The organism is Aurantiacibacter zhengii (assembly GCF_003584125.1).
Classification (GTDB): domain Bacteria; phylum Pseudomonadota; class Alphaproteobacteria; order Sphingomonadales; family Sphingomonadaceae; genus Alteraurantiacibacter; species Alteraurantiacibacter zhengii.
The window spans coordinates 364477-382776 of sequence record NZ_QXFL01000003.1; the positions used below are offsets into that span (position 1 = coordinate 364477).

The window sequence follows — 18300 nt, forward strand, 5'->3', positions numbered from 1 at the left end:
GGCCAAGGGCTCTACAATATGGCGAAAAAGTCTCTCCCGGCGAACACCGGCACCAAGAAGAAGCGTATCCGCAAGATCTTCGGCGACGTCCACGAAGTGGTGCAGATGCCGAACCTGATCGAGGTGCAGCGCGAAAGCTACGAGCAGTTCCTGCGCTCGGATCCCTCGATCGACTATGTCTCCGGCCTGGAAAAGACGTTGCGCAGCGTCTTCCCGATCCGTGACTTCGCCGGTACCGCCGAACTGGACTTCGTCCATTACGAGCTGGAAGAGCCCAAGTACGACACCACCGAATGCCGCCAGCGCGGCATCACCTACGCGGCCCCGATGAAGGTGACGCTGCGCCTGATCGTGTTCGAGGTGGACCAGGAAACCGAAACCCGCTCCGTGCTCGATATCAAGGAGCAGGACGTCTACATGGGCGACATGCCCCTGATGACGGGCAACGGCACATTCCTGATCAACGGCACCGAACGTGTGATCGTCTCGCAGATGCACCGTTCGCCCGGTGTGCTGTTCGATCATGATCGCGGCAAGACCCACTCTTCGGGCAAGTTCCTGTTCGCTGCCCGCGTTATTCCGTACCGCGGTTCGTGGCTGGACTTCGAATTCGACGCCAAGGACATCGTGAACGTGCGTATCGACCGCAAGCGCAAGCTGCCGGTCACTTCGCTGCTCTATGCCCTGGGCCTCGATGCCGAGGACATTCTCGATCATTTCTACAACAAGGTGACCTGGAAGCGTTCGACCGGCAAGTCCGGCGAAGGCTGGGGAATTCCCTTCGTCGCCGAGAACTGGCGCGGGTCCAAGCCCAGCTTCGCGCTGGTGGACGCCAAGACTGGCGAGGAAGTGTTCCCCGCAGGCCAGAAGGTGTCGCCGCGCGCTGCCAACAAGGCTGCGAAGGACGGGCTCGAAAAACTGCTGATCCCGACCGAGGAAATCTTCGGCCGCTACGCCAGCGCCGACCTGGTCGACGAGAAGACCGGCCGCATCTACATCGAGGCGGGCGACGAAGTGTCGCCGGAAAACCTCGAGAAGCTGGACAATGCCGGTATCGACCAGCTCGACCTGCTGGACATCGACCATGTCACCACCGGCCCATGGATCCGCAACACGCTGGAAGCCGACAAGGCCGAGAACCGCGACGAGGGCCTGGAAGCGATCTACAAGGTCATGCGTCCGGGTGAACCGCCGACCAAGGAAACCGCCGAAGCGCTGTTCGAAGGCCTGTTCTTCGATGGCGAGCGCTACGACCTGTCCGCCGTGGGCCGCGTGAAGCTGAACATGCGTCTCGGCCTCGACGCGGAAGACACCGTCACCACCCTGCGCAAGGAAGACATCCTTGCCGTGGTGAAGGAACTTGTCGACCTGAAGGACGGCAAGGGCGAAGTCGACGACATCGACAACCTCGGCAACCGCCGCGTGCGTTCGGTGGGCGAGCTGCTGGAAAACCAGTACCGCGTCGGCCTGCTGCGCATGGAACGTGCCGTGAAGGAGCGCATGAGCTCCGTCGACGTCAGCACCGTGATGCCGAACGACCTGATCAACGCCAAGCCCGCCGTGGCTGCCGTTCGCGAGTTCTTCGGCTCCAGCCAGCTCTCGCAGTTCATGGACCAGACCAACCCGCTGTCCGAAGTCACTCACAAGCGCCGTGTTTCGGCGCTCGGGCCGGGTGGTCTTACCCGTGAGCGTGCCGGCTTCGAAGTGCGCGACGTTCACCCCACCCACTACGGTCGTATCTGTCCGATTGAAACGCCCGAAGGCCCGAACATCGGTCTGATCAACTCGCTCAGCACCTTTGCCCGCGTCAACAAGTACGGCTTCATCGAGACCCCTTACCGTACCGTCAAGGACGGCAAGGTCTCGTCCGAGGTCAACTACCTCTCCGCCATGGAAGAGCAGAAGCACACCGTCGCCCAGGCGTCGGCTGCGCTGGATGACGACGGCAAGTTCGTGGAAGACCTCGTGTCGACCCGCCAGAACGGCGAATTCACGATGAGTCCGAACGAAAACGTCACGCTGATGGACGTGTCGCCCAAGCAGCTCGTCTCGGTTGCCGCGTCGCTTATTCCGTTCCTGGAAAACGATGACGCCAACCGCGCGCTGATGGGCTCCAACATGCAGCGCCAGGCCGTGCCGCTGGTGAAGGCCGAGGCTCCGTGGGTGGGCACCGGCATGGAAGAGACCGTGGCGCGCGATTCGGGCGCGGCGATCTCCGCCAAGCGAGGCGGCATCGTCGACCAGGTCGACGCCGGCCGTATCGTGATCCGCGCCTCGGGCGAGGTGGACACCACCAACCCCGGCGTGGACATCTACACGCTGCAGAAGTTCCAGCGTTCGAACCAGAACACCTGCGTCAACCAGCGTCCGCTGGTGAAGGTGGGTGAAACGGTGGAGGAAGGCGACATCATCGCCGACGGTCCTTCCACCGACCTGGGCGAACTGGCGCTGGGCAAGAATGCGCTCGTCGCCTTTATGCCCTGGAACGGCTACAACTACGAGGACAGCATCCTCATTTCCGAGCGTATCGTGAAGGACGACGTCTTCACCTCGATCCACATCGAGGAATTCGAAGTCATGGCCCGCGACACGAAGCTGGGCCCGGAAGACATCACCCGTGACATTCCCAATGTCGGCGAGGAAGCCCTGCGCAACCTCGACGAGGCGGGCATCGTCTACATCGGTGCCGAAGTGCACCCGGGCGATATCCTTGCGGGCAAGATCACGCCCAAGGGCGAATCTCCGATGACGCCGGAAGAAAAGCTGCTGCGCGCCATCTTCGGCGAAAAGGCCAGCGACGTGCGCGACACCTCGCTCCGCCTGCCGCCGGGCGTTGCCGGTACCGTTGTCGAGGTGCGCGTCTTCAACCGCCACGGCATCGAGATCGACGACCGTACCCGTGCCATCCAGAACGAGGAAATCGAACGCCTCAAGAAGGATAGCGAGGACGAGCGCAACATCCTCAACCGTGCCACTTACAACCGCCTGCGTGACATGCTGGTCGGCCAGACCGCCAGCGCGACCCCCAAGGGCGTGAAGAAGGGCACGGAAATCACCGATGACGTGCTCGACAATGTCGACCGTATCGACTGGTTCAAGTTTGCCGTCGCCGACGACAATATGCAGAGCCAGCTGGAAGCGGTGAAGGGCCAGTACGACGAGGCCGTGAAGGCCATCAAGGACAAGTACGAGGACCGCAAGGAAAAGCTCGAACGCGGTGACGAACTCGCCCCGGGTGTGCTGAAGATGGTCAAGGTCTTCGTTGCGGTGAAGCGCAAGCTGCAGCCGGGCGACAAGATGGCCGGCCGTCACGGCAACAAGGGTGTGATTTCGCGCATCCTGCCGGAAGAGGACATGCCGTTCCTCGAGGACGGTACGCCGGTCGATATCGTGCTGAACCCGCTGGGCGTGCCGTCGCGCATGAACGTCGGGCAGATTTTCGAGACGCACCTTGGCTTCGCCGCGCGCGGGCTGGGCCAGCAGATCGGAGTCCAGCTCGACGAATGGCGTGCTTCAAACCCGGATGTGACCGCGGGCAAGCCGCCCGAGGCGCTGATGACCAAGCTGAAGGACGTTTACGGCGAGAACTACTACGACGATCTCGACAGCCGTTCGAACGAGGAAGTCGCCGAACTGGCGCACAACCTGCGTCGCGGTGTCCCGATGGGCACCCCGGTGTTCGACGGTGCGCGCGAAAGCGATGTGACCGACATGCTGCTGAAGGCAGGCTACGATGCGTCGGGCCAGTCCACGCTGTATGACGGCCGCAGCGGCGAGGCGTTCGACCGCAAGGTGACCGTGGGCATCATCTACATGCTCAAGCTGCACCACCTTGTGGACGACAAGATCCACGCCCGCTCGATCGGCCCGTACTCGCTCGTTACCCAGCAGCCGCTGGGCGGCAAGGCGCAGTTCGGCGGACAGCGTTTCGGTGAAATGGAGGTCTGGGCGCTGCAGGCATACGGCGCGGCCTACACCTTGCAGGAAATGCTGACGGTGAAGTCCGACGACGTGGTCGGACGCACCAAGGTCTACGAAGCGATCGTCAAGGGCGACGATACCTTCGAGGCCGGCATTCCGGAGAGCTTCAACGTGCTCGTCAAGGAAATGCGCTCGCTGGGCCTCAACGTCGAACTTTCCTCGCTCAACGAGGGCGGGGAAGACGAGGACGACTTCGGGCAGATTGCTGCGGAGTAAGCGATGCTCGGAAGATGGGCCGACAAATTCGAATGGAAAAGCGCCTTGTTCGTGGGCTCGGTATTCGCGATCATCGGAGTTTTGAGGTTCGAGGCTGAAGCAAAACTATTGGATGGCGATAACCTCGTCGCTCAAGGATTCTTCATTGCCGGTCTACTCAATTTGGCTTTTGCGTGGCGCAACCGTCCAAGCGCGCAGCAGTCTGAACAGAATGCACCCCGGATAGGGAAGTAAACAGATGAACGAACTGACCAAATTCACCAACCAGCTGGCCAAGCCGGAAACCTTCGACCAGATCCAGATCGGGATCGCGTCGCCGGAGCGTATTCGCAGCTGGTCCTTCGGCGAGATCAAGAAGCCGGAAACCATCAACTACCGCACGTTCAAGCCCGAGCGTGATGGCCTGTTCTGCGCGCGCATCTTCGGTCCGGTGAAGGACTACGAGTGCCTGTGCGGCAAGTACAAGCGCATGAAGTACAAGGGCGTCGTCTGCGAAAAGTGCGGCGTTGAAGTCACCGTTACCAAGGTGCGTCGTGAGCGCATGGGCCACATCGAACTGGCCGCGCCTGTCGCGCACATCTGGTTCCTGAAGTCGCTGCCCTCGCGCATCGGCCTGCTGCTCGATATGCAGCTCAAGCAGCTCGAACGCGTGCTGTACTTCGAAAGCTACATCGTCACCGAACCCGGCCTGACGCCGCTGGAGAAGTTCCAGCTGCTGACCGAGGACGAACTGCTCGAAGCGCAGGACGAGTACGGCGAAGACGCCTTCACTGCCGGCATCGGTGCCGAAGCGGTGAAGATCATGCTGATGGACCTCGACCTGGAACAGGAAAAGGCCGACCTGCTGGAAGAGCTGGAGACCACCAAGTCCAAGCTGAAGCCCGCCAAGATCATCAAGCGTCTGAAGGTCGTCGAAAGCTTCATCGAATCGGGCAACCGTCCCGAGTGGATGATCCTGGAAGTCGTGCCGGTCATCCCGCCCGAACTGCGCCCGCTGGTGCCGCTGGACGGGGGCCGTTTCGCGACGTCCGATCTCAACGATCTCTATCGCCGCGTCATCAACCGTAACAACCGCCTGAAGCGCCTGATGGAACTGCGCGCGCCCGATATCATCGTGCGTAACGAAAAGCGCATGCTGCAGGAATCGGTGGACGCACTGTTCGACAACGGTCGCCGTGGCCGCGTGATCACGGGTGCCAACAAGCGTCCGCTGAAGTCGCTGTCCGACATGCTCAAGGGCAAGCAGGGCCGGTTCCGCCAGAACCTGCTCGGCAAGCGCGTCGACTATTCGGGCCGTTCGGTCATCGTGACCGGCCCGGAACTCAAGCTGCACCAGTGCGGCCTGCCCAAGAAGATGGCGCTCGAACTGTTCAAGCCGTTCATCTACGCCCGTCTCGACGCCAAGGGTCTGTCGATGACCCTGAAGCAGGCGAAGAAGTGGGTGGAGAAAGAGCGCAAGGAAGTCTGGGACATCCTCGACGAAGTGATCCGCGAGCATCCGGTTCTGCTGAACCGCGCGCCCACGCTCCACCGTCTCGGCATCCAGGCGTTCGAGCCCGTGCTGATCGAAGGCAAGGCCATCCAGCTGCACCCGCTCGTCTGCTCGGCCTTCAACGCCGACTTCGACGGTGACCAGATGGCCGTCCACGTGCCGCTTTCGCTGGAAGCCCAGCTGGAAGCGCGCGTGCTGATGATGTCCACCAACAACATCCTCTCGCCCGCCAACGGCAAGCCGATCATCGTGCCGTCGCAGGACATGGTGCTGGGCCTCTACTACCTCTCGATGGACCGCGAAGGCGAGCCGGGCGAGGGCAAGGTGCTGGGCGACATCAACGAAGTGCACCAGGCGCTGCACGTGGGTGCAGTGACCTATCACTCGAAGATCACCACCCGCGTTCCCCAGACGGACGAGGACGGCAACACCTACATGCAGCGCGTCGATACCACGCCGGGCCGCATGCTGATCGCCGAATGTCTGCCGAAGAGCCACAAGGTGCCCTTCGCAGTGGTGAACCGCCTGCTGACCAAGAAGGACATCGGCGACGTGATCGACGAGGTCTATCGTCACACCGGCCAGAAGGACACGGTGCTGTTCGCCGACGCCATCATGAGCCTGGGCTTCCGTCACGCGTTCAAGGCCGGCATCTCGTTCGGCAAGGACGACATGATCATCCCCGACACCAAGGACGGCATGATCGAGGAAACCAAGGCGCTGGTTGCCGATTACGAGCAGCAGTACCAGGACGGCTTCATCACCCAGCAGGAAAAGTACAACAAGGTGATCGACGCCTGGAGCCGTTGCGGTGACCAGGTGGCAGCGGCCATGATGGAAGAGATCAAGGCTACGCCGAAGGACGAAAACGGCCGCGAGGCGCAGATCAATTCGATCTACATGATGAGCCACTCCGGCGCCCGTGGTAGCCCGGCCCAGATGAAGCAGCTTGCCGGTATGCGCGGCCTGATGGCCAAGCCTTCGGGCGAGATCATCGAGACGCCGATCATCTCGAACTTCAAGGAAGGTCTGACCGTTCTTGAATACTTCAACTCCACCCACGGCGCGCGCAAGGGCCTAGCGGACACGGCACTGAAGACGGCGAACTCGGGTTACCTGACCCGCCGCCTCGTCGACGTGTCGCAGGACTGCACGATCGTGGAAACCGACTGCAAGACGGAGAACGCGCTGGAAATGCGCGCCATCGTTCAGGGCGGTTCGGTCATCGCGTCGCTGGGCGAGCGTATCCTGGGCCGCACCGTGGCCGAGGATATCGTGAACGTTGCCTCTGGCGAAGTGATCGTGAAGGCTGGCGTGATGGTGGACGAGCCTATGGCTGCCGCCATCGAGGAAGCCGAAGTGCAACAGGCGAAGATCCGCTCTCCGCTGGTGTGCGAAGCCGAACAGGGCGTTTGCGCCACCTGCTACGGCCGCGACCTTGCTCGCGGTACGCCGGTGAACATCGGTGAAGCTGTCGGCGTGATCGCCGCACAGTCCATCGGGGAGCCTGGCACGCAGCTGACAATGCGTACCTTCCACATCGGCGGTGCCGCGCAGATCAACGAAACCAGCCATCTGGAATCGATCTCCGACGGCAAGATCGTCTATCGCGACATGCCGACCATCACCGACAAGAAGGGCCGCCGCCTGTCGCTGGCCCGTTCGGGTGAAATGGTCGTGGTCGACGCAGCGGGTCGCGAACGCGCGATCCACCGCGTGCCTTACGGTACGGTCCTCATGTTCGAAGACGGTGCCGAGGTGAAGGAAGGCGATCGTCTGGCCGAGTGGGATCCGTTCACCCTGCCGATCATCACCGAGCAGGCGGGTGTCGTGCGCTACCAGGATCTGGTGGAAGGCAAGACGCTGGAAGAACGTGTGGACGAAGCCACCGGCATCGCCCAGCGCGTGGTCACCGAGTACCGCTCTGCCGGTCGTTCCAAGAAGGAAGACCTGCGTCCGCGCCTGACCTTCCTTGGCGAGGACGACATCAAGGCCAAGGGCAAGAAGGGCGACGAGACCGAAGCGCAGCGCTACATGCTGGCTCCGGGCACCACGCTCTCTGTCGAGGACGGTCAGGAAGTGGAAGCGGGTGACATCCTTGCCCGTGCTTCGCGTGAAGCCGCCAAGACGCGCGACATCACCGGCGGTCTGCCGCGTGTTGCCGAGCTGTTCGAAGCGCGCGTGCCGAAGGACGCTGCCGTAATCGCCAAGATCAGCGGCCGGATGGAATTCATCCGCGACTACAAGGCCAAGCGCAAGATCGCCATCGTTCCGGAAGAGGGCGAACCGGTGGAATACCTGGTGCCCAAGACCAAGGTGATCGACGTGCAGGAAGGCGACTTCGTCAAAAAGGGCGATACGCTGATTTCCGGTTCGCCGAACCCGCACGACATCCTGGAAGTCATGGGCGTAGAGGCTCTCGCCGAGTTCCTCTGCACCGAAATTCAGGAAGTGTATCGTCTGCAGGGCGTGAAGATCAACGACAAGCACATCGAGGTGATCGTTCGCCAGATGCTGCAGAAGGTCGAGATCACCGATGGCGGTGACACCACGCTGCTGCCGGGCGAACAGGTCGACCTGGAGGAAATGAACGAAGTCAATGCAAAGCTCAGCAAGGGCAAGGATCCCGCCAAGGGCACCCCGATCCTGCTGGGCATCACGAAGGCCTCGCTCCAGACCCGTTCGTTCATCTCCGCCGCTTCTTTCCAGGAAACCACCCGCGTGCTGACGCAGGCGGCGGTCGAAGGGAAGAAGGACACGCTGATCGGCCTGAAGGAAAACGTGATCGTGGGTCGCCTGATCCCGGCGGGCACGGGTGCGGGCATGAACCGCATGCGCGTCACCGCCTCTTCGCGTGATGCTGCGCTGCGCGCGCAGTACAAGAAGATGCAGGATGCCCTGGTTGCTGCGGAAGAAGCCAAGGCAGCAGAAAAGGAAGAGGCCGTCGTTGCGGCTGATTCCGCTGCCGAGCAGCACGAGGCCGAACTGGAACGCGATCCCGTGGATGCGGCGACCGGCGATGCCACCATGGCAACCATGGTCGACAGCGGCGAAGGCACCGATGCCGATGCCGGCGAATACAAGCGCGACGACGAGGGCAGCGAGCCCGAAGCCATCGCCAAGGAGGAAGACGCGGACGACAGCGAAAGCTGATCCCGGCGTCCTTACCGACAAAAATTTGAAAAGCCCCGGCGGAGAAATCCGTCGGGGCTTTTTCTTTGCTTGAGCGTTTGGGCAGAATGAGACTGGCTGCTTCTACCGTTCTTGCGCTCGCGCTCTTCGCCTGCTCGCCAGAGCCGGAACCGGAGGAGCAGGTCACCACGCTTCCCGCTCCCGGTGGTCCGGAAAATCCCCCGCCGGGGCCGCCCAGCCAGCCAATCACCCAGATCGAAACCCTTGCCGGAGAATGGCGCGTTGCCGGGATCGACGCAGAGCCCTTCGACGAGCCTTATGGCCTGGCGCTCAGCGCCAGCGCGGAAAAGATCTGGTGGGAGCCGCGGTGTGCGAACTTCGCCTTCAGCTACCGCATCGACGGGATTCGCATCACAACGGGCGAAGGCAGGCCGAGCGCGCCTGTCGAGCCGGGAGCACCGCCCCCGCCAGTCTGCGCGATCGCTATCCCGCCGCGACTCGACGAGGTGGCCCGCGCCCTGAATCTGGCGGAATATGTGGGACGCACGCCCTCGAACGGGGTGCTGATCGAAGGAGGCGGGCACAGCGTCACGCTCTACTCGCAGTAGCTGTTCCTAAAATGCTATTGCGAATGAGTTGCAATTAATTTGTCGACTGTTAGCTTGGGGTGAATCGACCGCCAAAAACGAAAGGCCTTTCCTTGTCCTGCCCCAAGCGTCCCTCATCCGCCCTGCGTTCTGCGAACACCGAAGGTCAGAACATCATGGATAGCCTGCGCAGACCGGTCGTCGCCAGCCAGTTTTCTCCCGCCGCTGTCACGCTGGTGCTCGCGATGCGTCTTGCGGCCCATAGCGTGGAGCGCGGGTCCGATCCTCTGGTCGACCTGTCAACCCGCCTCGGCTCCTTCACCGCAGCGCGCGCGGTGATGGATTTTGCCCGCGGATGTTCTCTCGCGTGGCCCGAAAACGCGATGGTCGCTCGCCCCTGCTGTCACGCGCTGACGCCGGACGAAACCGCCTTTGCCCAGATGGCGGAGGCCGCGCGGCATGCGGACCGCGCGGCCTTCACGGCCGCTCTCGACGGTCTGATCCGCCGGGAACGGCACGAGAGGCTGTTTGCCATTACCCAGCGCGCCGTGGCCGAGATTTGCGCAAACCGCGCTGCCGCCTAGCGGTTGCGCCGACGTTCCTGCTCACGCGCGCGCACCACCTCTCGCGTGAAAATCACTTCACCCAGTTCGGCGATGACGTCGGCGGCGGGGATGGACAGTACGTCATGCGCGTTGTCGTCGCCTCGGTTCACGAAACGGGCAAAACCGATGGTCACCGCACCACCATATGCAGCGCGCGGCGAGGTAAGCACCATGGTGAAGCCTTCCTTCCCCTTAGACTGTGCCTGCAGCTCGACAGCCAGAAGCTCGTCATAACGGCGCTGCAACAGTTCGTCGGCGGAAAATTCCAGTGAGCCCCACGGGTCGTCAGGCTCGGCTCCCTCGCGCAGCCGGCGCGTGACTTCGAGCACGGTGCCGAAGCTGGGCACTGTCCACTGGGAACGGGCTGCGAACACGCGCCGTTACCGCCTCCGGAACTCGCCTGCTTACAAGCACTTTTCCCTGGCGCTTGTGAGCAGGGTCCAAGAGAGCTAACCGCTTGGGCCATGACCACGATCACCCGCTTCGCTCCATCTCCCACGGGCCGCCTGCACGTTGGCAATATCCGTACGGCGCTGCACAACTGGATGCTGGCGCAAAAGGACGGCGGGCGCTTCATGCTGCGCATCGACGATACCGATGCGGAGCGCAGCCGGGAGGAGTACGTCGACGCGATCCGGGAGGATCTGGCCTGGCTGGGCCTTTCACCCGACGGGGAGGAGCGCCAGTCCGAGCGGCTCGGCCTTTACGAGCAAGCCTTCGAGAAACTGCGCGCCGATGGCCGCATCTATCCCGCCTATGAAACGCAGCAAGAACTGGAATTGAAACGCAAGATCCAGCTCGGACGGGGCCTGCCGCCGATCTACGACCGCGGCGCACTGGCTCTGAGCGAGGCCGAACGCGCTGAGAAAGAGGCTGCGGGCGCTGCGCCGCACTGGCGCTTCAAGCTGGACCATGGCGAGATGATCGCTTGGGAAGACGGCATACGGGGGTCGCAAAAGTTCGACCCTGCGCAATTGTCCGACCCGGTGATTCGCCGCGCCGATGGATCGTGGCTGTATATGTTGCCCAGCTGCGTGGACGATATCCACATGGGGGTAACGGATGTGCTGCGCGGGGAAGACCACGTTTCAAACACAGCCGTGCAAATACAGATGTTTACCGCGCTTGATGCTGCACCCCCACGATTTGCGCACGAGGCCCTGCTTGTGGGAAGGGAGGGCAAGCTTTCAAAGCGGCTCGGCTCCCTGGGTTGCGACACCTTCCGCGAGCGCGGCATCGAGCCGGAGGCGCTCGTGGCGTTGCTCGCACGGCTTGGCACCAGCCAGCCGGTGGAGCCGATTGCTGCGCGCGAAACGCTTGTAAACACGTTCGACCTTTCCACGTTCGGCCGCGCGCCTGCCAGGTTCGACGATGCCGAACTTGACCGGATCAATACTGCCATCGTGCACCAGTTCGATTTTGCCGATGTAGCCGATCGCCTGCCTGATGGCATGGACGCTGGGGCGTGGCATGCCATTCGACCCAATCTCGAGAAGGTCGCAGATGCCGGCGATTGGTGGGCCATCGTTACCGGTCCTGTCAGTCAGCCCGATTTCGATGACGGAACGCGCACCTTCCTGGCGAAGGCGGCGACCATGCTGGAATGGTCGGACAATCCTTGGGCGGACCTTACCGCGCGGCTGAAAGCTGCAACGGATCGCAAGGGCAAGTCGCTCTTTCTGCCATTGCGGCAGGCGCTGACGGGCATGGACCACGGACCCGACATGAGCGAACTGCTGCCCCTGATCGGCGAAGCAGAGGCCCGCGCGCGTCTGCAATCTGCCGCAGAAGGCTAACTCTCCGACTTTTTCCGCATATGCTCACTTGACGTTCAGAGCCTATCTCCTAGATGCGCGATGTTACATCATCACCAGCATCGAGAGAATTTTTGAATGATCCGCAAGTCCGCCCTGCTTCTGGCAAGTGTCGTTATTCCATCCCATGCCCTGGCCCAAGAGGCGCCGCAGCAGCCCTCCTCAGCGGAAGTGGAGGTTTCAGGCGATCGAGAGGAACCCGCAAACGACGATTTTCACGGGGCGATCTATGTCACTGCCAGCGGTGTCGACCGGCTGGATGTTGTCGCGGGCACTTCGGTCCTGTCCGGTATGGCGCTGCAGCGCGAAAGCTCGGGCCAGGTCGGCGATATCCTGGCAAACCTGCCGGGTGTCGAGGCGAGCGGATTCTCGCCAGGCGCATCGCGTCCCATCCTGCGCGGCTTCGGCGGTGACCGCGTTCGTGTGCTGATCGACGGTATCGGCACGATCGACGCCTCCGGCGCGTCGGACGATCACGCGGTGGCAGTCGATCCGCTGATCGCCGAGCGTATCGAGGTGCTGCGCGGGCCTGCCGTGCTGCTGTACGGCAGCCAAGCCATCGGCGGCGCGGTGAATGTCATCACGAAGCGCATCCCACCGGGCGTGCCGGACGAGGCATTCCACGCCGACCTGCTGGGGGGCGTCGATAGCGCCACCGGCCTTTGGGAAGGCGGGATTTCGCTCGACACCAAGGTGACCGATAACATCGTGTTCCACGTCGACGGATCCTACCGCAATACAGACGATATCGAGATTCCGGGCTTCGCTGCTTCCGACGATCTGCGTGCAGACCTGCTGGCCGACGCCGCCGAGGAGGAGGAAGAAGGCGAGCTCGAGGAAGCCGAGGAATTTCGCGATGCGGCCAATATTTCCGGCATCGTGCCCAACACCTATACCGAGACCTGGTCTGCCGGCACGGGTATCGCTTTCTTCTCGGGCGAGAGCAATTTCGGCGTATCGTTCGACTACTACGATACCGAATACGGCGTACCCGGCGCGCCGGGCGTGGGGCACCATCATCATGGTGAGGAAGAGCATGGTGAAGAAGACCACGATCATGATGACGAACACGGGGAGGAAGAAGGCGAAGAAGCCGTATCCATCGGACTGCGCCGCTATCGTGCCGATTTCCGCGCCAATATCGATCTTGGCGACGGGTTCTTCGATTCCGTCCAGTCGCGCGTCGGGTTTTCCGATTACACCCACACCGAGTTCGAAGGCGCTGAAGTCGGCACCGTGTTCGAGGTGAAGGGCGTCGAGGGACGCGTGGAACTGGCACAGTCGCGCCGCGGCGGCTGGGGTGGCGCAACCGGCCTGCAGTTTTCGGCGCAGGATTTCGTCGCGACCGGGGCAGAGGCCTACATCCCGCCCAACAACGTGGAATCGATAGCCCTGTTCACCCTGCAGGAATTCTATTTCGGACCTTTCGAACTGGAAGCCGGTGCCCGTTACGAGAATACCGAAATCGAAGCGTCGACCTTGGGCATCCAGCGCGATTTCGACACCGTGTCCGCTTCTCTCGGCGGCGGTTACACGCTTTTCGACGATTTCCGTGCAGGATTGAACGTCTCCCGCACCGAACGCGCACCGACCGCTGCCGAACTGTTCGCCGAAGGGCCGCATATCGCCACGCAGCAGTTCGAGATCGGTAACCCGGCACTCGATATAGAGCGCAGTTGGGGCGCGGAAGGATATGTTCGCGGCGAAATCGGCGAAGTGAAAGTCAACGCCAGCGTCTATCGCAACTGGTTCGACGATTTCATCTATCTCGCCGGTACGGGAGAGGAAGAAGACGAGCTGCCGGTCTTCGCCTTCCTGCAGCAGGATGCCGACCAATGGGGTGCCGAGGCGCAGGTCACCTTCCCGCTGATCGAGGGCAGGGACTTCTCCCTGCTGGGCGACGTGCGCGGTGCCTACACCCGCGTGGAACTGGATGACGGCACCAATGCACCGCGTGTTCCCCCGCTCAGCCTTTACGGTGCCCTGGAAGGGCGCTGGGAGCACTTCGACCTGCGCGGCGAAGTGGAATGGTACGACAGCCAAACCGATGTGGCCCCGTTCGAGACGCGGACCGATGGCTTCACCATGGTCAACGCATCGCTGGGCTGGCACCCGTTCGAAGGGCGCGAGAACCTGACGATCATCGCGCAGGTCGACAATATCTTCGATGCCGAGGGTCGCCGCCACACCAGCTTCACGAAGGATTTCGTGCCCATGACCGGGCGCAACTTCAAGCTGACGGCGCGGGCGAGCTTCTAATAAAATCAGCCTTTCGCATCTGCCGCGGCGGGTGCGAAAGGCGCTTTACAGCCGTGGCAGCGTGACCCCGCGCTGGCCCATGTATTTGCCCGCGCGGTCGGCATAGGTGACTTCGGGGCGTTCGTTGCCCTGCAGGAACAGAAATTGGCACGCCCCCTCATTGGCGTAGATCTTGGCGGGAAGGGGCGTGGTGTTGGAAAATTCCAGTGTGACGTGGCCTTCCCAGCCCGGTTCCAGCGGGGTGACATTCACGATGATCCCGCAGCGCGCATAGGTGCTCTTGCCAAGGCAGATCACCAGCACGTCTTCCGGGATGCGGAAATATTCCACCGTCCGCGCGAGGGCGAACGAGTTGGGTGGAATGATGCAGACGTCGGTCTCCCGGTCCACCAGGCTGTCGCCGTCGAAATTCTTGGGGTCCACCACCGCCGAATTGACGTTGGTAAAGATCTTGAACTCGGGCGCCACCCGCGCATCGTAACCGAAGCTGGAAAGGCCATAGGAGATGCACCCGTCGCGCCGCTGTGCTTCCACGAACGGCTCGATCATGCCGTGCGACGTTGCCTGTTCCCGAATCCACTTGTCTGAAAGAATCGCCATAAAGGAGGGATTCCCGAACTGTGGAGCGGGGGCAAGGGGAGCAAGAGTTTATCCCCTTTTCCAAGAAGGGGTGAAAGTCTGATTTCGGGTGGAAAACAAACAAACTGTAACGGACTGCTCGGCTTGCGATTGTAGTCCAGAAATCTCTACGTTGAGTTTGCGATTGCGTTGCTCTTTAAGCGCCAAGACCAGAAGCGGAAGATCACCCAACTCAAACCGGCAATCATCCCGGCATCTGCTGCTTCTTCGACACCCCAAAGGTAATGGCAAGCGAAGAACGCAAGCGACGCACCGAGCAGGAGCTTAAAGAAATTGTCGAGCCTTTCGGCGGCAGACATGAGCCGGTCTCCTTAATCACTGGTGCTCTTGGAGAATGAAGGAGAAAGTCTTAGCCCGCAATCGTGTCGAAAGCGGACCTTGCTCCAATCAACCCCCCGCCAGCAGCGAGGCATTCCCGCCCGCAGCCGTCGTATCGATCGTCGTCACCCGTTCGGTCGCGAACCGCGTTACGTAGTGCGGGCCGCCGGCCTTGGGGCCGGTGCCGGACAGGCCTTCGCCGCCGAAGGGCTGGCTGCCCACCACCGCACCGATCTGGTTGCGGTTGACGTAGAAGTTGCCGACCTTGGCGCGAGCTTCCACGAAGCGGCGGGTTTCGTCGATGCGGCTGTGCAGGCCCAGCGTCAGGCCGTAGCCGGTCGAATTGATGTCATCCAGCACCTTGCCAAGACCCCCTGCGGGATAGCGGCAGACGTGCAGGATGGGGCCGAATTGCTCTTCGTCGAGGTCCAGGATGGAACCGATCTCGATAATCGTGGGCGAGAAGAAATGGCCATTCTCGCAATCGGTTGGCATCGAGCGACGCCAGACGGGGAAGCCCGCATCGATCATCTCCTGCACGTGGTCTTGCAGCTTCTCGCGAGCTTCGGCGTCGATCACCGGACCAACGTCGGTTTCGAGATTGGCCGGATCGCCGATCACCAGCGCCTTGAACGCGCCCTTGATCATCTCCAGCATTTCGTCCGCCACGTCGTCCTGCAGGTAAAGCACGCGCAGCGCCGAACAGCGCTGGCCCGCGCTCTGGAATGCAGAGGCAACGACGTCGCGCGTCACCTGCTCTGGCAGTGCGGAAGAATCGACAACCATCGCGTTCATGCCGCCGGTTTCTGCAATCAGCGTACCAATGGCGCCGGGGCGCGCTGCCAGCGAGCGGTTGATGGCATGGGCCGTGCCGGTAGAGCCGGTGAAGGCCACGCCCGTCACGCGGGGATCGGACGTGAGCGCAGCGCCCACCTTGCCATCGCCCGGCAACAACTGGAGCACATCCTTTGGGATGCCCGCTTCGTGGCAAAGGTCGATGGCCAGCGCGGCAATCAGTGGGGTTTGTTCGGCAGGCTTGGCGACCACCGTGTTGCCTGCGGCCAGGGCGGCGGCAGCCGGGCCCATGAAGATCGCCAGCGGGAAGTTCCATGGCGAGATGGTGGCGAACACGCCGCGCCCGTGCAGGCGCAGCAGGTTCTGTTCGCCCGTCGGGCCGGGAAGCGGCTGCGGGGCGCCGAACAGCATGCGTGCCTCGCAGGCGTAATAGCGCAGGAAGTCCACGGCTTCGCGCACTTCCAGCACGCCGTCCATCATGGTTTTGCCCGCCTCGCGGCGGCACAGGTCCATGAAGCGGGGCATGTTCTCTTCCAGCAGGTCCGAGGCCTTGATGAGCAAGTCGGCACGGGCCTGTCCTCCCAGCGCGTCCCACATCGGCTGCGCCGCCGTGGCGCGGGCGAGAGCGAGATCCACGTCGCGCTCGCTGGCCATAACCTGATGGCCTACGACCTTGCCCGATTGCGGGGCGCGCACCTCGATCTTCTCGTGCTCGACATTGGCCATCAGCGTGGGGCGGGCGACGGGATGGTCGGCGCGCCAGTAGGCCAGCTTCTCGGTCAGTTCCTCGAATTCGGGCGGATGGGCAAGGTCGACGCCCAGCGAATTGCGTCGGTTGGGATAGATGTCGATCGGCAGCGGGATCGCCGGATTGCGATAGGGACGCATCGCGGCCAGATCGCTGATCGGGTTCGTCACCAGCTCTTCCACCGGCACATCGGCATCGGCCATGCGGTTCACGAAACTGGAGTTCGCGCCGTTTTCGAGCAGGCGGCGCACCAGATAGGCGAGCAGTTCCTTGTGACCGCCGACTGGCGCGTAGATGCGAACCGGGGTTTTCGTCTCCCCTTCCATCTTGGCGAGCGCGCCGTACACTTCCTCTCCCATGCCGTGCAGGCGCTGGAATTCGAAGGGAGTGTCGCCCGCCATCGCCTTGATCGCGCCGATGGTATAAGCGTTGTGCGTGGCGAAGGCGGGGTAGATGGAATCGTCCGCTTTCAGCAATTCGTTGGCGCAGGCGAGGAACGACACGTCGGTCGCCACCTTGCGGGTGAAGACGGGGAAATCCTTGTGCCCGCCAACCTGCGACAGCTTGATCTCGGCATCCCAATAGGCGCCTTTCACCAGTCGCACGAACAGGCGGCGCTCGTTGCGGCGGGCCAGCTTGGCGATCCAGCGGCACAGCGGCACGCCGCGCTTCTGGTATGCCTGGATGGCGAGGCCAAAGCCGGTCCAGCCTTCCTCGGTGCCGTTGTCGAACAGGTCGTCGTCCTTGATCAGCGTCTCGATGATATCGAGGCTGAGTTCCAGCCGCTCCGCTTCCTCGGCATCGACGGTGAAGTGGATATTTGCCTCGCGCGCCTGCACGGCCAGTTCGCGCACAATCGGCACGATGGCATCGTGTGCGGCCTTGGCGTGGGCATAGTCGTACTTGGGGTAGAGCGCCGAAAGCTTCACCGAAATGCCGGGGCCGGTGTGCACATCGCCCGGTTCCTTCGCCAGACGCGCGATGGCATCGGCGTAGGCTTCGCGGTAACGCTCGGCATCGGGGAAGGTCATCGCCGCTTCGCCCAGCATGTCGAAACTGTGCGTCAGGCCGCGCTTCTTTTCCGGCTTGGCACGGCCCATCGCTTCCTCGATCGTGCGGGCATAGACGAACTGCCCGCCGATAATGCGCATGGCCTGCCATGTGGCATTGCGGATGACCGGCTCACCCATGCGGCCCGTTGCCCGGCGCAGCGCATTGGCGAGGCCTTTTTCCTGGCTCTTGCCACCGCGCAAGACTTCGCCCGTCAGCATGAGCGAGAAGGTCGCCGCGTTCACAAAGACGCTGCCGCTCTCGCCGATATGTTCGGCCCAGTCCTGCGTCGCCACCTTGTCGCGAATCAGCGCATCGGCGGTTTCCTCGTCCGGTACGCGCAGCAATGCCTCGGCAAGGCACATCAGCGCGATGCCCTCGTCCGTGTTAAGCCCGTAGCTGTGCAAGAAGGCGTCCAGGCCGCTGCTCTCGCGTTTTCGCGCCTCGAGTATCAGCTTGCCGGCAATGTCTGCCGATTTCTCGTGCAGCTGGTTGACGATGGAGGCTTGCTCCATGCGTTCGGCAATGCAGGTATCCTCGTCCTGGCGATAGGCGTTGCGAAGTGCGGTTCTGTCTAGTGGCATCGGGTGGGACATGGACATGGTTTCCGAAGTTATCAAGCAAAGTCGAGGGTGTAGCGACGCCATGCCATCGGCTAGGGCGT

At 62.4% G+C, this 18300-nt stretch carries 11 protein-coding genes; 7 read left to right on the top strand and 4 right to left on the bottom strand.

Annotated elements, in window-relative coordinates:
• The first annotated feature begins 18 nt into the window (after positions 1 to 18).
• From rpoB to D2V07_RS08870, 5 genes are all read left to right on the top strand, one after another.
• Positions 19 to 4197, top strand: a complete 4179-nt coding sequence (gene rpoB, locus D2V07_RS08850; protein ID WP_119586600.1) for a DNA-directed RNA polymerase subunit beta — start codon at positions 19 to 21, stop codon at positions 4195 to 4197.
• A 3-nt stretch (positions 4198 to 4200) separates the two neighbouring features.
• A complete protein-coding gene (locus D2V07_RS08855) occupies positions 4201 to 4431 on the top strand; it encodes a hypothetical protein (protein ID WP_119586601.1) in 231 nt (76 codons plus the stop codon).
• A gap of 4 nt (positions 4432 to 4435) precedes the next feature.
• Complete coding sequence (rpoC, locus tag D2V07_RS08860) at positions 4436 to 8842, top strand: DNA-directed RNA polymerase subunit beta' (protein ID WP_119586602.1); 4407 nt, start codon at positions 4436 to 4438, stop codon at positions 8840 to 8842.
• Positions 8843 to 8928: 86 nt separating this feature from the next.
• A complete protein-coding gene (locus tag D2V07_RS08865; RefSeq protein ID WP_119586603.1) occupies positions 8929 to 9429 on the top strand; it encodes a hypothetical protein in 501 nt (166 codons plus the stop codon).
• A gap of 155 nt (positions 9430 to 9584) precedes the next feature.
• Entirely contained in the window at positions 9585 to 9992 is a 408-nt protein-coding gene (locus D2V07_RS08870; protein ID WP_147366924.1) for a hypothetical protein, read from the top strand.
• Here the strand turns inward: D2V07_RS08870 and D2V07_RS08875 are convergent.
• Positions 9989 to 10387 carry a hypothetical protein gene (locus D2V07_RS08875; protein ID WP_119586605.1) on the bottom strand — a complete coding sequence of 133 codons (399 nt, stop codon included), beginning with the start codon at positions 10385 to 10387 and terminating at the stop codon, positions 9989 to 9991. The two genes, D2V07_RS08870 and D2V07_RS08875, sit on opposite strands and share 4 nt — an antisense overlap.
• A 90-nt stretch (positions 10388 to 10477) precedes the next feature.
• Here D2V07_RS08875 and gltX point away from each other — a divergent pair, with 90 nt between their 5' ends.
• Together gltX and D2V07_RS08885 are read left to right on the top strand one after the other, a co-directional pair.
• Positions 10478 to 11809, top strand: a complete 1332-nt coding sequence (gltX, locus tag D2V07_RS08880; protein ID WP_119586606.1) for a glutamate--tRNA ligase — start codon at positions 10478 to 10480, stop codon at positions 11807 to 11809.
• A gap of 96 nt (positions 11810 to 11905) precedes the next feature.
• Entirely contained in the window at positions 11906 to 14086 is a 2181-nt protein-coding gene (locus D2V07_RS08885; protein ID WP_119586607.1) for a TonB-dependent receptor, read from the top strand.
• A 45-nt stretch (positions 14087 to 14131) separates the two neighbouring features.
• Here the strand turns inward: D2V07_RS08885 and dcd are convergent, their stop codons facing one another.
• The 3 genes from dcd to putA all read right to left on the bottom strand — a co-directional run bounded on the left by dcd (position 14132) and on the right by putA (position 18220).
• Positions 14132 to 14686 (bottom strand): dCTP deaminase, encoded by a 555-nt coding sequence (gene dcd, locus D2V07_RS08890; RefSeq protein ID WP_119586608.1) that lies wholly within the window; start codon positions 14684 to 14686, stop codon positions 14132 to 14134.
• A 146-nt stretch (positions 14687 to 14832) separates the two neighbouring features.
• Entirely contained in the window at positions 14833 to 15024 is a 192-nt protein-coding gene (locus tag D2V07_RS08895) for a hypothetical protein (protein ID WP_119586609.1), read from the bottom strand.
• A gap of 88 nt (positions 15025 to 15112) precedes the next feature.
• Complete coding sequence (putA, locus tag D2V07_RS08900) at positions 15113 to 18220, bottom strand: bifunctional proline dehydrogenase/L-glutamate gamma-semialdehyde dehydrogenase PutA (protein ID WP_233548316.1); 3108 nt, start codon at positions 18218 to 18220, stop codon at positions 15113 to 15115.
• Positions 18221 to 18300: the final 80 nt, after the last annotated feature.